This is a genomic window from Amycolatopsis sp. NPDC001319 (assembly GCF_042896185.1).
In the GTDB taxonomy this organism is placed as follows: domain Bacteria; phylum Actinomycetota; class Actinomycetes; order Mycobacteriales; family Pseudonocardiaceae; genus Amycolatopsis.
In genome coordinates this window covers 527052-542788 of sequence record NZ_JBIAWY010000005.1, presented here as the reverse complement: position 1 = coordinate 542788, position 15737 = coordinate 527052, and the positions used below count along the sequence as shown (strand labels likewise).

Here is a 15737-nt window from a genome sequence, read left to right as displayed (position 1 = left end):
CAGGTACGTGACCTGTGCGGGTATGTGGACATCGAGTGCTCCCATGGGGGCCGAGGACGACTGTTGCGTGGGCGTGAACTCCGCGTAACTCGTATTACAAGACACTGGATCGGGTGACGTCAACCACAGGTTCTGCCGCAGTTAGCGGATGGATACCTACGGAGAGTGATTTTCCTACTGGTGGTTGGGCGCTAATTATCGTATTTTTTCCCGGCTGACCAGGGTTTGTTGCTCCGCCCTGATCGTGCTGCTATTTCGGTTGCTGGTGGGTTTTCTTGTTGACTTGGGTTCGATTACGGTCCGTCATGGCGGGCGTTGCGTCTTGTCCGGTCGACATGCGGCAGGATGTCGACGGCAGCTGGACAAAGGGGGCGAACATGACGCACATCCGCCGCTCGATCCTCGGGTGGGCCGGCGCCGTGCTGGTGCTGGCGGGGTGCAGCGGGGCACCGCAGGCCGCGTTGCCGGCTCCTTCGGCGCCCGCCGGCTTGCCTTCTTCGGCCGCGCCGACGTCGTTCACGGTCGTGGCGACGGGCGACGTGCTGATCCACCCCGCCCTCACCGACCAGGCTGAGGCCGATGGCGGCGGGCAGATCGACTACCGCCAGATCCTCGCGGGCGTCAAGCCGCTCGTGTCCGGGGCCGACCTGGCGATCTGCCACCTCGAGACGCCACTCGCGCCCGAGGGCGGGCCGTACACCGGGTACCCGTCGTTCAGCGCGCCGCCGCAGATCGCCGACGCCATCAAGGACACCGGCTACGACACCTGCTCCACGGCTTCGAACCACACGCTGGACAAGGGCGCGGCCGGCATCACGCGGACGTTGGACAAGCTGGACGAGGTGGGCCTCAAGCACACGGGCTCCGCGCGCTCGGCGGCCGAGGCTTCGCAGCCGCTGATCCTCGACGTCCACGGCGTGAAGGTGGCGCAACTGTCGTTCGCCTTTGGCTTCAACGGCATCAAGGTCCCCGCCGGCAAACCCTGGCTGGCCAACGAAATCGACGCCGACGACATCCTCGCGGCCGCCCACGCCGCCCGCGCGGCCGGCGCCGAGGTCGTGATCGCCAGCCTGCACTGGGGGATCGAGTACCAGCACTCGGTGACGGACGACCAGGCTTCGCTGGCCCGCAAGCTGCTGGCCTCTCCCGACGTCGACCTGATCGTCGGGCACCACGCCCACGTGGTCCAGCCGTTTGAAAAGGTCGAGGGCAAGTGGGTCGCCTACGGCCTCGGCAACGAGATCGCCCGCCACGACGACCCCCGCGGCTCCACCGAAGAAGGCACGGCCGCCCGCTTCACCTTCACGCAGACGGACGGCCACTGGGCCGTGTCCAAGGCGGAGTACCTCCCGACGCTGATCGACCTCGGCCCGCCGATCCGCCTGCGCGACTTGACCTCCGCTCCGCCCACCCCACGCGGCACGGAGGCGCTGGCGAACACCGACGAGGTGGTCCTGTCGCGCGGTGCCGGCGACGACGGCTTGACTCGGCCGGGTAAGTAGCGGGTCCTCAGTTGAGGGGCTGGGAAAGGGTGGCCTTGAGGCGGCGCGCCGCGTCGTCGGCCAGGACCTCGACGCGGTCGTCCAGCAACGCCTGCATGGTCTTCGCCGCGACCTGCGCCGGCTCGATCTTCGGGGCGTCCAGCCACGCCGCGCCGTCGGTGTCCACGTACCCGGCGTGCACGCCCACCACCAGCGTGCCCTGGTCACGCAGACCTTCGCGCAGCGCGTCGGTCAGCGACCACTGGGCCGCCTTGGACGCCGAGTAGGCGACGGTTCTCGCGTTGCCCTTCCAGGACGCCACGGAGAGCATGTTGACCAGCGCGCCGCCGCCGTTGCGGGCGAGGACGGGCGCGAACGCCCGCGAGACCGCCCAGGTGCCGAAGAAGTTGACCTCCAGCACCTGCCGGGCGGTGTCCAGTGAGCCGGCGAGCAGTTCGCCGACGTTGCCGAGGATGCCGGCATTGTTGATCACGATCGTGGCGTCGCCCGCCGCGGCCGCGGCGGCCGCGATGTCCTCGGCGCTGGTGACGTCCAGGCGCAGCGGCGTCAGGTCGGGGTCGGTGACCGTCGCCGGGTCTCGTGCACCCGCGTAGACCTTCGCGGCGCCGTGCTCGACGAGTGCGCGGGCGAACGCGTGGCCGATGCCGCGGTTGGCTCCGGTGACCAGCGCGACAGATCCTTTGATGTCCATGGTGGCTCCCTTCCGGGCGCCACACTATCATTCTGAATACAGATTTAGTACTCAGGCGATGAGAGCTCGCCCAGGGGACTCACCGCGCGAGGATCTCCACGTCGCCGACGGGCACCTCGACCCCGTCCTCGTCGACGAACGCCACTCGCACGGCCTTTCCTGTCGTCTTCGACCGCCGTACGGCCGAAGGCCCGGCCGGCCGCGGCCGGTGCACGTCACCCCACTGCTGCAGTCCGAGGAGCACGACCCGCAGCTCCCTCCCGGCCTCGGTGAGGTGGTAACTCTGCCGCGGACGCGCCCCGATTTCCTGGTACGGCGCGGTTTCCACGACCCCGGCGGCGGTCAGCGTGCGCAGCCTCGCGCTGAGCAGGTTGGGGCCGATGCCCAGTGACTCGCGCAGCTCGCTGAACCGCGTCTGGCCGCGGAAGAGCTGGCGCAGGATCAGGAAGGTCCACCGTTCGCCGAGCACTTCCAGGCTTCGCTCGATGGAGCAGGCGGGGTCGTCGGTCAGCTCCTCGGTGGCATTTTGCAGTAGTGCCATAGTGGGCAGAATATCACTTCGCAACCCAGCCGGAGAGAAACGTCGGCGCTCTCGCCGAACTTCGCCTGGCTTTCCACGAGATGCCGCACGTCGGGCAGGGTCGTCCGGTTGACGAGGGTCTTGGCCGCGGCGATGGGCTGCCGGCCGAACGACGCGATGCGCCTCGCGAGGGCGTCGACGTACTCGTCGAGTTCGGCGTCGGGCACGGCTCGGTTGACGTAGCCGACCACGGATCTTCGCGATGCTGATCACGGGCGACGTGGTGAGCCGGGTGGTGATGTCGAGCCCCGTGGGCAGCCCGGTGGGCCTTGGGCGCGAGCGACTTCGGTCGACGCGCCGCTCATGGCGAAGTGCGCGAGGAAGAAGTCTTCGACATCGCTGTCGAACACCACAGCGACGCGCAGGAACGGCGTGCTCGTGCCTCGGGGGAGTGGCACGAGCACGCCGGGGCCGGGCCGCCGCCGGTCAGTGGTCGCGGCGGGTGATGTGGTGGGCCAGCAAGGTCAGTTCCGCCGCGGGGCGCGGGGCGGGCGCCGTGGCGGCCAGGGACGACAAAGCCGAAGCCAGCAACCGCTCGGCTTCCGCGGAGCTCCACGAACGTCCGCCCGCCGACTCGACCAAGACCGCGGCGCGGGCCAGTTCGGCCGGGGACAGCGGAGCCTCCTGCCGGTACAGCTCCGCCAGCTCCCCGGCGGCCGCCGTCTCCGAAGCGAGGGCCGCCACGACCGGCAGGGACTTCTTCCGGTTCTGCAGGTCCGAGTACACCGGTTTCCCCGTCACGGCCGGGTCGCCCCAGATGCCGAGGAGGTCGTCGACGTGTTGGAAGGCCAGGCCGAGGGAGCGGCCGAAGGTGCCGAGTTCCGAGACGTGCGTGCCGCGGCCGCCGACGACCAGGACGCCCAGGGTGCAGGCGGCGCCGAGCAAGGCGCCCGTCTTGCCTTCGGCCATGCGGATGCAGGAGGCCCGGTCGACCGACGCCCGTCGTTCGAAGGCGAGGTCCTCGTTCTGGCCGTGGAGCAGGTCCAGCACCGCCGTGCTCAGGACGCGAGCAGCGGCGGGGCCGTCCGTGGCCAGGACGTCGAAGGCCAACGTCAGCAACGCGTCCCCCGCGAGGATGGCGGGGCTGGTGCCGAACACGGTCCACGCGGTCGCCCGGTGGCGGCGGGTCTCGTCGCCGTCCATGACGTCGTCGTGGAGCAGCGAGAAGTTGTGCACCAGCTCCACCGCCACGGCGGCGGCGATCGCGTCGGCCGGGTCGCCGCCCGCGGCCTCCGCGGACAGCAGCACCAGCGCCGGCCGCAGGGCTTTGCCGGCCGGGACGGCCGACGCGGCGTCCGACGCGTCCCACCAGCCGAAGTGGTAGCCGGCGATGCGGCGCATCGAGTCGGGCAGCCGGTCGACCGCCGCGCGCATCGCCGGCTCCCACAGGTCCCGGCTCCACGCCAGCACCTCCGGCACCGTCCGCGCCCGGGCGTCCACTGTGGTCATACATCCCCTCCGAACGGAAAAACGAAGCTCAGCGCCCGATCTCGACGTCGTCGAGCACTCCCAGCGCGTCCGGCACCAGCACCGCGGCCGAGTGGTACGCACTAACCAGGTACGAAGTCACGGCCCGGTCGCTGATGCCCATGAACCGCACGTTCAGCCCCGGCTGGTACTCGTCCGGCAACGCCGCCGGCCGCAGCCCGATCACACCCGCGTCCTCCTCGCCGGTCCGCATGACGAGGATCGACGTGGTGCCCTGCGGCGAGATCGGGATCTTGTCGCACGGCAGCAGCGGCACCCCGCGCCACGTCGTCACCCGGCGCCCGTCGAGCACCGCGTTCGCCGGGTACAGGCCCCGCGCCGTGCACTCGCGCCCGAACGCGGCGATCGCCTTGGGGTGCGCCAGGAAGAACCGCGACTTGCGCCGCCGGCACAGCAGCTCGTCGAGGTCGTCAGGCGTCGGCGGGCCGCTGCGTGTGGTCACGCGCTGGCCGAGGTCCGCGTTGTGCAACAGCCCGAAGTCGGTGCTGTTCACCAGCTCGTGCTCCTGCCGCTCCCGCAACGCCTCCACGGTCAGCCGCAGCTGCTGCTCCAGCTGGTTCATCGGCTGGTTGTACAGATCGGTCACGCGGTTGTGCGTGCGCAGGATCGTCTGCGCCACTGCGAGCTCGTACTCCCGCGGCGCCGGGTCGTAGTCGACGTAGGTACCCGGCAGCGCGACCTCGCCGTCGTGCCCGGCGGACAGGTCGATGCTCGCCTCGCCGGCCTTGTTGTGCTCGCGCCGCGGGCCGGCCAGCACCTCGGCGATGTGCGCGCGCAGGCTTTCGGCGCGCCCGTTGAGCCGCTCGAACGCCTCCGCCGGTAGCGCCAGCACGATGCAGCGAGTGGCCGCGCGAGCGGTGAACTTCCAGTCACCCGCCGAACCGCCCAGCAGCTCGCCGCCGAAGTGGTCGCCGGCGGTGAGGGTGCCGAGGTTCGCCTCCGCGCCGTACGAACCGGGTGCGGTGCGCGAAACCTTGCCGAACGCCACCAGCACCACCGAGTCGAGCGGCGAACCCGCCGTCACGATGGTGTCGCCCGGCTCGTACTCGCGCTGTTCGAAGCGCTCGGCCAGCGCAGACAGCGCGTCGGCGTCGGCGAAGCCGCGCAGCAGCGGCAGTTCCGCCAGCTCCGCGGGGACCACCTGCACCCGCGCGCCGGTGTTGAAGAAGCTCACCCGGCCGTCGCCGACGGTGTAGGTCAGCCGGCGGTTCACGCGGTACGAACCGGCCGGCACCTCCACCCACGGCAGCTGCGACAGCAGCCACCGCGGGGTGATGCCGCGCATCTGCGGCAGCGACTTGGTGGTGGTGGCCAGGGTCCGGGCCGCGCGCGTGGAGAGGGAAAGCGGCGGCTCTTCGGTCACGGTCATGCGGTTCCTCGCTTGGTGGGCTCAGCTTCGGGAGGTCTCTGGGACGCGGGCCTCGGCACGATCCGCAGCGCGCTCGTGCCCAGGCCCGTCGGCCCGAACGCCGACGGGGGCAGTGGCGCCGACCCGGGCCGCACGGGGGCGGCCTCGGGCGGGCGCGGCGGGGTGGCGGGCGCGGCCATGCTCAGTCACCGCGCCCGATCTCGGCGTTCTCCAGCACGGCCAGCGCGTCGGGCACCAGCACGGCGGCGGAGTAATAGGCACTGACCAGGTACGACATGATCGCCTGCTCGCTGATGCCCATGAACCGCACGTTCAGGCCCGGCTGGTACTCGTCGGGCAGCCCGGTCTGGTGCAGACCGACGACACCCTGCGACTGCTCTCCGGTGCGCAGGAGCAGCACGGAGCTGGTGCGCGTGTCGGTGACCGGAATCTTGTTGCACGGCAACACGGGCACGCCGCGCCACGCCGGCACCTGGTGCCCGCCGAGGTCCACGGCGTCGGGGTACACGCCGCGCCGGCTGCACTCGCGGCCGAACGCCGCGATCGTCTTCGGGTGCGCCAGGAAGACCGCGGGATCCTTCCACACCAGGGAAAGCAGGTCGTCGAAGTCGTCCGGCGTCGGCGGGCCGGTGCGGGTCGACACGCGCTGGGAGTAGTCCGCGTTGTGCAGCAGACCGAAGTCGCGGTTGTTGACCAGCTCGTGCTCCTGCCGCTCGCGCAGGGCCTCGACCGTGAGCCGCAGCTGCTGCTCGATCTGGTTCATCGGCTGGTTGTAGAGGTCGGCGACGCGGCTGTGCACACGCAGCACGGTCTGCGCCACGCTCAGCTCGTACTCGCGCGGCGAGCTGTCGTAGTCCACGAACGTGCCGGGCAGCTGCGGTTCGCCGTCGTGCCCGGACGCGACGTCGATCACCGCCTCGCCGTGGTCGTTGGCCGGCCCGGCCGAACCGGCGGCGACGGCGTCGAGGTGCTCGCGCAGCGCGTCGGAGCGGTCGAGCACGCCCTGGAACTCACTGCGGGACAAGGAAAGCACGGTGCACGCGGTCACGGCCTTCGCCGTGTACTCCCAGATCCCGTCGGCGTTGGTGAGCACGGCGTCGCCGAAGTAGTCGCCGTCGGCCAGTGTGCCGAGCACCGTCTGGTCGCCGTACGCGCCGGTGCCGACCTTGCTGATCTTGCCGTGCGCCACGAGGAAGATCTGGTCGGCCTGGTGGCCGAACTCCACGAGCGCGTCGCCGGGGGAGTACTCGTGCTGCACGAACCGGCCGGCCAGCTCGATGAGCACCTCTTCGTCGTCGAAACCGCGCAGCGCCGGCAGTTCACCCAGCTCCGGCGGGATCACGCGGACCTCGGCGCCGGTGGTGGTGAACGTGACGCGGCCGTCGCCCACCGCGTAGCTCAGCCGGCGGTTCACGCGGTACGCGCCGCCCGAGACCTCCACCCACGGCAGCACCTTGAGCAGCCACCGCGTGGTGATGCCCTGCATCTGCGGAACGGACTTGGTCGTCGTCGCGAGCGTGCGGGCCGCGGCCCGGCCCAGGCTCAGTTGCGGTTGTTCCTGATTCGCGGAGTCCACGGGGTCCGTGACGGTCACAGCGAAAACCACCTATCGTCGGATTTCGGACGTGTGAGAAAGTTTCCAGCACGAATTGGAGTTCGTTATCCTGCTGCAATTCATTCGGGTCGGCACCGCGGAATCAACATAGCAAGCCGGCCTCGCCCGACAATCCCACGATCGGGTAACCGGGCCGGTTCACCTGTTTGCCAGAACGGGTAATCGGACATTCCAGTTGCTGTTGTTGGCGCGCCAGTTTCAGACGATCTTGATCGGTACCGCGTTCGTCACCCTCGGTCGACAGGACTCACCCGGACGGGAAGTTCGACCGAAGATCGCCGGTGTACCCCAGGTGAACGGGCATATCCAGAGCAGGTGTTCCAACTTTCAACTGCTCCGTTCCAGTGATCATCGGGCACGTCGCAGGGCCACTCGAATGAACCGAACTGTCGCTTCTTGTCGCCTGGGAATCAGATGACTAACTTGAGCGGGCCCACTTCCGGTAATTCGCCGAACAATGGTGGATCCAGTGGGCTTCGAGTGTGAAAGGGGTCAGATGAGCGTCTACCTGACCGGGATCTTCTGGGTGGTCGGAGTGGCTGTCGTCGGCGGCGGTATCGGCTATCTGGTGAGGCGGTTCGGCTGGGATGAAGGTCGTCGTGACAACAACGATGCGGCCGGTCAGGTGTTCACCATTGTCGGCGGGCTCCACGCGGTTCTGGTGGCGTTCGTGCTGATCTCGCTCTTCGACGCCGTGGGCACCGCGCGCGACGGTTCCTACACGGAGGCCGACAGCCTCGTTTCCATGACCTGGGCCGCCGAAGCGCTGCCCGGTGACACCGGCCAACGCGTGCAACAGCTCGCCACTGCGTACGCCACTACCGTGCAGCGCCAGGAATGGCCGCGCCTGGCCGACGGCGGCACGATCCCGGACACCGGCTGGACGCAGCTCGACCAGATGCGCCGCACCATCGCCGGCGCGCAGGCGACCGACGACTGGGAGAACGACCGCAAGACCGAGGCCGCCAACGACCTGTGGCAGGTCTACCAGGCCCGGCAGGCGCGCCTCACCGACGCCGCCACGAGCGGGGTCGGCTCCGTGGTGTGGTTCGCGTTGATCCTCGGCAGCCTGATTTCCGTGCTGCTGCCCAACCTCTTCGGCGGCACGCGCATGGCGGCGCACCTCGTGATCGTGTCGACGCTGGCCGGCACGATCGCGTTGCTGCTCTACGCGATCTTCCAGCTGCAGAACCCGTTCGGCGGCGGCGCGAGCATCCAGCCCGACGCGTTCAGCTCGGCACTGGCGCGACTGGGCTGACCGCGGTGCGCATTCCCCGTTTCCTCCCGGTGGTGGCCGCCGCGGCCGCCGTGTCGGCGCTGCTCGTGGCGTCGGGGTGGCTCGAACCACCCGGCCGGACCCACCCGGCCGCGCCGGCGACGTGCCCGGTTCTCCAGGTGGAGAGCCAGAACTCGCACTCGTCGTCGTTCGTCCGGCTCACGTTGCCGACCGGGCAGCGGCAGTCGCTCGGCAACCCCGGCTACACGATCAACGCGATGGCCTACTCCGCCTCGCAGGGCGTGGTCTACGGCGTGGCCGACGGTCCGACCTCGGGCCACTTCCACGACGGCGCCCACGCGGTGCGGATCGACGCAGCGGGCCACGTGACCGACCTCGGCGGGGTGTTCCGCGCCGGCGCGCGCCACGGCATCTGGAGCTGGGCGACGGGTTCCACGGGCGGCGCCATGGCCGGCAACTCGTGGTACCTGCTGCACGCCAACAGTCTGTACACAGTGGACGTCGACCCGGCCAGTCCCCACTACCTCGACGTGGTCGCGCACCAGGTGCTTCGGCCCGTCGTCCTGTCCGCCGGCGTCGACGACTTCGCCTACAACTCGGCGGACGGCTTGCTCTACGGTGTCTCGGTCACGGCCGCGGGCCACGGCTCGGTGGTCACGATCAACCCGCGCGACGGCCGCGTCGCGATCGTGCCGGGCCTGAAGTTCCCGCTCGCCACGGCGTACGGCTCGGTCGTGTTCGGACCGGACGGTGCCCTCTACGCGACGGCGAACCGCATCGGCCACCGCAGCGTGACCTACCGGCTGCCACGCGATGGCTCCGGCGGGGCGCAGGAGATCAGCACCGGACCCGAGCTCTACACCTCCGACGCGGCCGGGTGCCTCGCCGGGGCAACCGCGCCGCCTCCGCCACCCCCAGCCCCACCGCCGCCCGCGCGACTGGATCCCCCACCGTCGTCGGACTCGGTGAAACCTTCGCAGACGGCGGAAGAACCACCACCTCCACCACCGGTGCTCGCCGAACAATCGCCGGCATTGCCCCCGCCGCCGAACGCGACTTCGCCCACCCCGATCGTCGCCTCGACCTCGGTCGCGCCGCCGACGAAGTTCCGTCCTGTCGCGACTCCGCAACCGGTGGTGGCCGACGCCGGCCACCGCGTGGAGAAACAACGCAGGTGGAGCGTCGCCGTGCTGGTGCTCGTGATCGGCGGCGGAGCGGCGGCCGCGCATGTGAGACGAGGCCGTTAACGCGGGCGTCGCCTCGAAGACGGCGGTTGTCCAACTCCGTTAACCAGACTCCTCCTCCGGCGTCGTGTGACGCCGGAGGAGGAGAAAACGGATGAAGCGCGTGAGAATCGGGGTCGCCGCGGGGATCCTCGCCCTGCCGCTGCTGGCCACCGGCACGGCGTCGGCGCACGGAGGCGGCGGGCACGCCGAGTTCGCCGCCCGCGACGACCACTACGGGACCCGAGCCGGCCGATCGCTGCAGGTCCACGGCGACGGCGTACTCGGCAACGACAGCCGCGGCGGCGCGAGCGGCGCCATCGTGCGCCACACCGCGCCGGCACACGGATCCCTGACCCTCGACCCCAGCGGGTCGTTCAGCTACACGCCCGCGCCGGGCTTCCACGGTCGCGACACCTTCACGTACTCCGTGTCGGACGCGGTGCAGCTCTACCCGACCTCCCTGCCGCCGCTGGCGACCATCGGCGGCGTGAAGCTCACCGGTGGTGCCTACGGTTCCGCGCTCACGCCGGTGCCGGGCTCGCGCGACGAGTTCTACGGCCTCACCGACCGCGGCCCGAACGTCGACGCGCCGGACGGGGCCAAGGTGGAGCCGCTGCCCGCGTTCGACCCGGCCATCGGCAAGTTCCGCCTCAAGGACGGCAAGGCCGTGCTCGAGAAGCGGATCCCGTTGCGCGCCAAGGACGGTTCGCCGTACAACGGGCAGGTCAGCACGGCCGCCGACACCGGCGAGACGATCGTGGGCCTCGACGGGAAGCCGTTGCCGGCCACTCCCAACGGCTACGACTCCGAGGGTCTCGTCGCCGAACGCGACGGCACGTTCTGGGTGTCCGATGAGTACGGTCCCTTCATCACGCACTTCCGCGCCGACGGCCGCGCGATCGAGCGGCTCTCGCCGTTCGACGGCTCGCTGCCCCAGGAGCTGAAGTACCGCGTGCCCAACAAGGGCATGGAAGGCCTCGCGCTCACGCCGGACGGCAAGACGCTCGTGGGCATCATGCAGTCGGCCCTGCAGCAGCCGGACCTCACGAAGAAGCCCGGCAACGTGACCACCCTGCGGATCGTCACGGTCGACCTGCGCACGCGCGCGACGCACGAGTACCTGTACCTGCTGCAGGACCCGGACGACACGGGCACGGCGGTCAGCGAGATCACCGCGCTGTCGTCGACGAAGTTCCTCGTGGACGAACGCGACGGCAACTTCGAACCCGGTGCGTTCAAGAAGATCTACGAGATCGACCTGCGCGGCGCGACCGACGTCGGGCCGAAGGCGAAGGTGGCCGGTGCCGCCTACGACTCCGCCAAGGGCGGGCTGCTCGTGGGCGACAAGCAGTCGAGCATCGACGCCTACGTCGGCAAGGACACCACCGAGGAGGCCACTGCGGATCTCGCCAAGGTGGGGATCACGCCGGTGGCGAAGAAGCTGTACCTGGACCTCGGTGCGCTGGTGACCGGGTTCGACCCGACCGGCGGCTTTTTCGGCCACGACAAGGTGGAGGGCGTCGCGACCACCGACGGCGGCCGCACCCTCGTGGTCAGCAACGACAACGACTTCGGCATCGACGGCCTTTCGAACACTGCGCCGCCGTACGCGCTCCACGCCAAGATCCTGCCCAACGGCCGGCAGGACGACGGGGAGTACTTGAAGATCGACACGACGAAGCTGCCCGCCCGCGTCACCACGGCCACGGTCACCATCGACGTGCGCTGAGTTCCCGTTTCACGGCAAGGCACTGCTCGTCGCAACGCACTGCACGGCCGGGGCTCCCGCTGCGGGGGTCCCGGCCGTCAGTATTTGAACTGGTCCACGTTGTCCTGCGTGATCAGCAGTGGGTCGCCGAGCAGCATGGTCTTCGAGCGCCCGTCGTACTTCACCGCGGGCAGTTCGAGGCTCACGTTGTTGCTGGGGCCGAACGAACGGCCCTGCACCAGCTGCTCCGCCGCCCACGCGGTGAGGTAACCCAGCGATTCGACGTTCCACAGCACCGACATCGAGCAGGAACCGTCGAGCAGGTACGGCTTCATCGTCTGCGGGGTGCCCGTGCCGACGGTGTAGACGCGGCCGATCTTCTGCTGGTCCCGCACCGCCTGCGCGACGCCCGGCGCCGACGTGGTGCACTCGCCGATCAGGCCCGTCAGGTCGGGGTGGCGGTCGAGGACCTGCTTCGCGAGCTCGGTCGCGGTTGTCGTGTCCTCACCGGCGTAGACGGTCTCCACCAGCTGCGCCTTCGGGTATCGCTCGGCCGCGTAGGTCTGCTCGACGGAGATCCACGCGTTGAGGTTCGCCGCGGTCCGCCCGCACGAGACGATGGCGAACTTGCCGCTGCCGCCCGTTTTCGCCATGAGCGAGTCGACGAGCGCGGTGCCGACGCCCTCGGGGGAGGCCTGGTTCACGAACACCTCGCGCTGCGATTGCGGCGCGTCGGTGTCGGTGGTGAGCACGTGGACGCCCTTGGCGCGGGCGTCGGCGATCGCGGGCGCGAGGGCCGCGGGGTCGTTGGGCGCCACGGCGATCACGTCGACGTGCTGGTTCACGAGGTCGTGCAGGATGGCGGTCTGGGCCGCCGGGTCGACCGTCGCGGGGCCGCGCGTGATCCACTGCGCGCCGAGCTGTTCGGCGGCTTCCCGGCCGCCCGCGTTCATGGCGTCGAAGTACGCGATGCCCGCGACCTTCGGCACGAAGGCGATCCGGACCGAAGTCCGGTCGTCGGCCGCCGACGTCCTGAGTGCCGACGAACAGCTGCCGAGTCCCACCACCGCCGTGAGCAGCAGCGCGACGCCCAGCACGAGCGTCTTGGTCGGCCTTCGCATCCCACCAGTCCTTCGGTTTCACGGTCTGCGCACCGCCGGCGACCTGGAGTGAACGTAAGGGAGCGTGTTCACGGTGGTCAACCGGTCGTGTGCAAAGGGTTACGGAAGTGAGTTCAACGGTGATCTTGGGGATATACCCGTTTGGGGTATGTGGTTAGACTGCTCCCGATGACTCGACCGCTCCGCGGGTTCCCGCTTCCGGCCCCGGCGCGCTGGCTGTTGCTCGGCGCGCTGGTCTTCGGTGTGCTCGCGATGCACCACGTCCCGGCGCCGCACGGTGGCGGGATGGGCGGGATGCCGGCGGTGTCCGTCGCGCATTCGCCGATGGACGCGCCCGTGGTGGTGACAGACCCGGTGGCGGTGGTGCCGGTGCCGGTGATGTCGACGTCCGGGGATCCGATTGCCGCTCCGCCCGCGAGCGACGGTGGCCACGCGATGCTGCACCTGTGCCTCGCGGTGCTGCTGGCCGCGGCGGGCCTGCTGCTCGTATTGGCCTGGCTGCGCCGGCGTCGCGAGCGTGCGGTGCCCGGTTCGGTCGAACGCGGGACCGGCGGGTTCGCCCGGGCGCCGCCTTCGCGAACGGGCCGGGAACTCCTCACCGCCTCCTGCGCACTGCGGATCTGATCGGGCACGCGCTCCATCGTGTCCGAACTCCGTCGTACCCAGTGAGGAAAGAAAACGTCATGAATCGCAAGTTCCTGGCGGGCATCGTGGCGCCCGCGATCGCCGCCGTGCTCGTCGGCTGCTCGTCGCAACCGGCCGCCCCGACCGCTGACCACAACGCCGCGGACGTCACGTTCGCGCAGGACATGGTCCCGCACCACCGCCAGGCCGTGGAGATGTCCGTGCCGGTGCCGCAGCACACCGGCGACCAGCGCGTGGTCAAGCTGGCCCAGCAGATCCAGCAGGCCCAGCAGCCCGAGATCGACCAGCTCACGGCGTGGCTGAAGGCCTGGGGCGCGCCAGCGCCTTCGACGATGGGCGGCACGGACCACGGCCGGATGTCCGGGATGGACCACGGCCGGATGCCCGGCATGGTCGACACCGCGGGTCTCGACCAGCTGCGTGACGCGGCCTACGACCGCAAGTGGCTCGAGCTGATGATCGAGCACCACTCGGGTGCCGTCGCGATGGCGCGCACCGAGCTGGCCCAGGGGAGCAGCGCGGCCGCGAAGGCCATGGCCCAGCGGATCGCCGACACCCAGGAGGCCGAGATCACCACGATGAAGTCGCTCCTCGCCGGCTGAGCGCAGGGTCGAGATACCCTAAGGGGGTATAGTGGACGACATGACTGACCACCAGCACGGCGCGTCCTGGTCCACCGCGATCCAGGCGACGCTGCACTGCCTCACCGGCTGTGCCATCGGTGAGGTGCTCGGCATGGTTCTCGGCACCGCGTTCGGGCTGCACAACGCGGCCACCGTGGTGCTGTCTATCGTGCTCGCGTTCGTCTTCGGCTACGGCCTGACGATGCGCGGAGTCCTGAAGTCGGGCCTGGCCTTCTCGGCGGCGTTCAAGGTCGCGCTGGCCGCCGACACCGTGTCGATCGCCGTAATGGAGATCGTCGACAACCTCGTGATCGTCGTGGTCCCGGGCGCGATGGACGCGGGCCTGGCGACGGCGCTGTTCTGGCTGTCGCTGCTGTTCTCGCTCGTCGTCGCCTTCGTGATCACGGTGCCGGTCAACAAGTGGATGATCGGCCGGGGCAAGGGGCACGCGGTGGTCCACGCGCACCACCACCACTGAGTGGTCCGGACCGGGGTGAGCCCGTGGTTCACTCCGGTCCGGAGCGTGGAATAGCGGGTTCACATCCATGAACAATTCACAACCGTGAAAGCACGCTTTGGCGGGTGTACAACCACATGACCGTCATGTAAAACTCAGGCGGCCTTCTCGTGAGGCATTTCCCCACTGGTGTTTCCACGACTGTGAAATGGCGGGCAATCGTGAGTGTTTCCCGGCGTACCCTGCTGACCACCGCGGCCGGTGCCGCCGTGGCGGTGACCGCGACCAGCACCGTTGCGGCGGCGGCCGAGCAAGGGGTGTCCGACATCGCGAGCCAGGAGAAGGTGTTCCGCTCAGCGGCAGACTACGCAGTGCAGAAGCTGCGCGCGGTCGCGCCGGGTGTCACCTCGTTTCCCACCGGGACCAAGTTCGAGAAATGGGCCTTTTCGCAGAATGGTGACTGGGTCGGCGGATTCTGGCCCGGCACGCTCTGGATGGCATACCTGCACACCGGTGACGAACAATTCCGCACGCTCGCACTCGCATCGGCCGACAAACTCGCGCCGCGCCAGAACGACACCAGCACGCACGACCTCGGATTCCTGTTCTACCCGTCGTGGGTCACCGCGTGGCGCATCACCGGCGACGACAAGTGGCGCCCCGGCGCGATCCAGGCGGCCTCGTCGCTGATCAAGCGCTACAACGCCAAGGGCCACTTCATCCGGGCCTGGGGTTCGCTGACCGACCCGAAGGACGCGGGCCGGATCATCATGGACACGATCATGAACCTCGACCTGCTCGACTTCGCGACCAAGCAGACCGGCGACAGCCAGTACCTCGACATCGCCATCGAGCACGCGAAGACGGCGCAGCGCGTGTTCCTGCGCCCCGACGGCTCCACGCCCCACGTGTTCGACTTCGACCCGGCCACCGGCGCCGAGATCGGCCCCAACACCGTGCAGGGCTACAGCCCGGCTTCCTGCTGGGCGCGCGGGCAGTCGTGGGGCATCTACGGATTCACCACGATGTACCGCCGCACCGGAGACCGCTCGTTCCTCACCACCGCGCGGCGGCTCGCCGACTTCGCGCTGAAGGCCCTGACCCCGGACAACGTGCCGGTCTGGGACTACACCGCGCCGCAGGCGCCGAACGACATCAAGGACGCGTCCGCCGGCGTCGTGATGGCGTGCGGCCTCATCGACCTCGCCGCGGCCGCGGGCCGGCCCGACTACCGTGCGGCCGGCCTGCGCCTGCTGGAGGCGACTTCCCGCACCTGCCTCACGACGAAGTCGACCCGCGCCGACGCCGTGGTGGCCCGCTGCACGCGCAACCGCCCGGCCGAGGACGGCATCGAGATCTCGTTGCCGTACGCGGACTACTACCTCCTCGAAGGCATCCTGCGCGTGCTGAAGCCCCGCGAACTCGACAAGGCGATCGACCTGTCGGGGCACTGAGTTCCCGAACGCGGTGCTGGC

The 15737-nt window shown here is 69.7% G+C and carries 15 protein-coding genes; 8 read left to right on the top strand and 7 right to left on the bottom strand.

What is annotated here, in order from left to right:
- Positions 1-377: 377 nt before the first annotated feature.
- Positions 378-1502 (top strand): CapA family protein, encoded by a 1125-nt coding sequence (locus tag ACFY1H_RS21690; protein WP_386948827.1) that lies wholly within the window; start codon positions 378-380, stop codon positions 1500-1502.
- A 7-nt stretch (positions 1503-1509) separates the two neighbouring features.
- Here the strand turns inward: ACFY1H_RS21690 and ACFY1H_RS21685 are convergent, their stop codons facing one another.
- From ACFY1H_RS21685 to ACFY1H_RS21660, 6 genes are all read right to left on the bottom strand, one after another.
- Entirely contained in the window at positions 1510-2193 is a 684-nt protein-coding gene (locus ACFY1H_RS21685; RefSeq protein WP_386948824.1) for an SDR family oxidoreductase, read from the bottom strand.
- A gap of 79 nt (positions 2194-2272) precedes the next feature.
- The gene (locus ACFY1H_RS21680) at positions 2273-2734 is read right to left on the bottom strand and encodes a winged helix-turn-helix transcriptional regulator (protein ID WP_386948821.1); all 462 of its coding nucleotides are present in this window, start codon (positions 2732-2734) and stop codon (positions 2273-2275) included.
- Positions 2701-2964 (bottom strand): hypothetical protein, encoded by a 264-nt coding sequence (locus tag ACFY1H_RS21675; protein ID WP_386948819.1) that lies wholly within the window; start codon positions 2962-2964, stop codon positions 2701-2703. Before ACFY1H_RS21675 ends, ACFY1H_RS21680 begins: the two co-directional genes overlap by 34 nt.
- Positions 2965-3199: 235 nt before the next feature.
- The gene (locus ACFY1H_RS21670; protein ID WP_386948816.1) at positions 3200-4222 is read right to left on the bottom strand and encodes a family 2 encapsulin nanocompartment cargo protein polyprenyl transferase; all 1023 of its coding nucleotides are present in this window, start codon (positions 4220-4222) and stop codon (positions 3200-3202) included.
- A 28-nt stretch (positions 4223-4250) separates the two neighbouring features.
- Positions 4251-5630: a family 2B encapsulin nanocompartment shell protein gene (locus ACFY1H_RS21665; RefSeq protein WP_386948813.1), complete on the bottom strand. Its 1380-nt coding sequence runs from the start codon at positions 5628-5630 to the stop codon at positions 4251-4253.
- Between the two features lie 181 nt (positions 5631-5811).
- The gene (locus ACFY1H_RS21660; protein ID WP_366579073.1) at positions 5812-7224 is read right to left on the bottom strand and encodes a family 2B encapsulin nanocompartment shell protein; all 1413 of its coding nucleotides are present in this window, start codon (positions 7222-7224) and stop codon (positions 5812-5814) included.
- A 517-nt stretch (positions 7225-7741) separates the two neighbouring features.
- On the opposite strand from ACFY1H_RS21660, the gene ACFY1H_RS21655 reads away from it, so the two are divergent.
- From ACFY1H_RS21655 to ACFY1H_RS21645, 3 genes are all read left to right on the top strand, one after another.
- On the top strand, positions 7742-8503 hold the full coding sequence (locus tag ACFY1H_RS21655; RefSeq protein ID WP_386948810.1) for a hypothetical protein: 762 nt from the start codon (positions 7742-7744) through the stop codon (positions 8501-8503).
- 5 nt (positions 8504-8508) lie between these two features.
- A complete protein-coding gene (locus ACFY1H_RS21650; RefSeq protein WP_386948807.1) occupies positions 8509-9729 on the top strand; it encodes a DUF6923 family protein in 1221 nt (406 codons plus the stop codon).
- Between the two features lie 91 nt (positions 9730-9820).
- Positions 9821-11437: an esterase-like activity of phytase family protein gene (locus tag ACFY1H_RS21645; RefSeq protein ID WP_366579077.1), complete on the top strand. Its 1617-nt coding sequence runs from the start codon at positions 9821-9823 to the stop codon at positions 11435-11437.
- 77 nt (positions 11438-11514) lie between these two features.
- On the opposite strand, the gene ACFY1H_RS21640 is transcribed toward ACFY1H_RS21645, so the two are convergent.
- A complete protein-coding gene (locus ACFY1H_RS21640; RefSeq protein WP_366579078.1) occupies positions 11515-12537 on the bottom strand; it encodes an autoinducer 2 ABC transporter substrate-binding protein in 1023 nt (340 codons plus the stop codon).
- A 168-nt stretch (positions 12538-12705) separates the two neighbouring features.
- Between ACFY1H_RS21640 and ACFY1H_RS21635 the strand changes: the two genes are divergently transcribed.
- From ACFY1H_RS21635 to ACFY1H_RS21620, 4 genes are all read left to right on the top strand, one after another.
- Positions 12706-13161, top strand: coding sequence for a hypothetical protein (locus ACFY1H_RS21635; RefSeq protein ID WP_366579079.1), 456 nt, complete (start codon positions 12706-12708; stop codon positions 13159-13161).
- Positions 13162-13220: 59 nt separating this feature from the next.
- The gene (locus ACFY1H_RS21630) at positions 13221-13784 is read left to right on the top strand and encodes a DUF305 domain-containing protein (RefSeq protein ID WP_366579081.1); all 564 of its coding nucleotides are present in this window, start codon (positions 13221-13223) and stop codon (positions 13782-13784) included.
- Positions 13785-13824: 40 nt separating this feature from the next.
- Positions 13825-14283: a DUF4396 domain-containing protein gene (locus ACFY1H_RS21625; protein ID WP_366579083.1), complete on the top strand. Its 459-nt coding sequence runs from the start codon at positions 13825-13827 to the stop codon at positions 14281-14283.
- A gap of 200 nt (positions 14284-14483) precedes the next feature.
- Positions 14484-15716 (top strand): glycoside hydrolase family 88 protein, encoded by a 1233-nt coding sequence (locus tag ACFY1H_RS21620; protein WP_386948801.1) that lies wholly within the window; start codon positions 14484-14486, stop codon positions 15714-15716.
- The last annotated feature ends 21 nt before the right edge of the window (positions 15717-15737 follow it).

Coding starts and splice junctions, on each gene's coding strand:
- ACFY1H_RS21690 (WP_386948827.1), top strand. CDS start 378: ATGACGCACATCCGCCGCTCGATCCTCGGGTGGGCCGGCGCCGTGCTG.
- ACFY1H_RS21685 (WP_386948824.1), bottom strand. CDS start 2,193: ATGGACATCAAAGGATCTGTCGCGCTGGTCACCGGAGCCAACCGCGGC.
- ACFY1H_RS21680 (WP_386948821.1), bottom strand. CDS start 2,734: ATGGCACTACTGCAAAATGCCACCGAGGAGCTGACCGACGACCCCGCC.
- ACFY1H_RS21670 (WP_386948816.1), bottom strand. CDS start 4,222: ATGACCACAGTGGACGCCCGGGCGCGGACGGTGCCGGAGGTGCTGGCG.
- ACFY1H_RS21665 (WP_386948813.1), bottom strand. CDS start 5,630: ATGACCGTGACCGAAGAGCCGCCGCTTTCCCTCTCCACGCGCGCGGCC.
- ACFY1H_RS21655 (WP_386948810.1), top strand. CDS start 7,742: ATGAGCGTCTACCTGACCGGGATCTTCTGGGTGGTCGGAGTGGCTGTC.
- ACFY1H_RS21645 (WP_366579077.1), top strand. CDS start 9,821: ATGAAGCGCGTGAGAATCGGGGTCGCCGCGGGGATCCTCGCCCTGCCG.
- ACFY1H_RS21640 (WP_366579078.1), bottom strand. CDS start 12,537: ATGCGAAGGCCGACCAAGACGCTCGTGCTGGGCGTCGCGCTGCTGCTC.
- ACFY1H_RS21635 (WP_366579079.1), top strand. CDS start 12,706: ATGACTCGACCGCTCCGCGGGTTCCCGCTTCCGGCCCCGGCGCGCTGG.
- ACFY1H_RS21630 (WP_366579081.1), top strand. CDS start 13,221: ATGAATCGCAAGTTCCTGGCGGGCATCGTGGCGCCCGCGATCGCCGCC.
- ACFY1H_RS21625 (WP_366579083.1), top strand. CDS start 13,825: ATGACTGACCACCAGCACGGCGCGTCCTGGTCCACCGCGATCCAGGCG.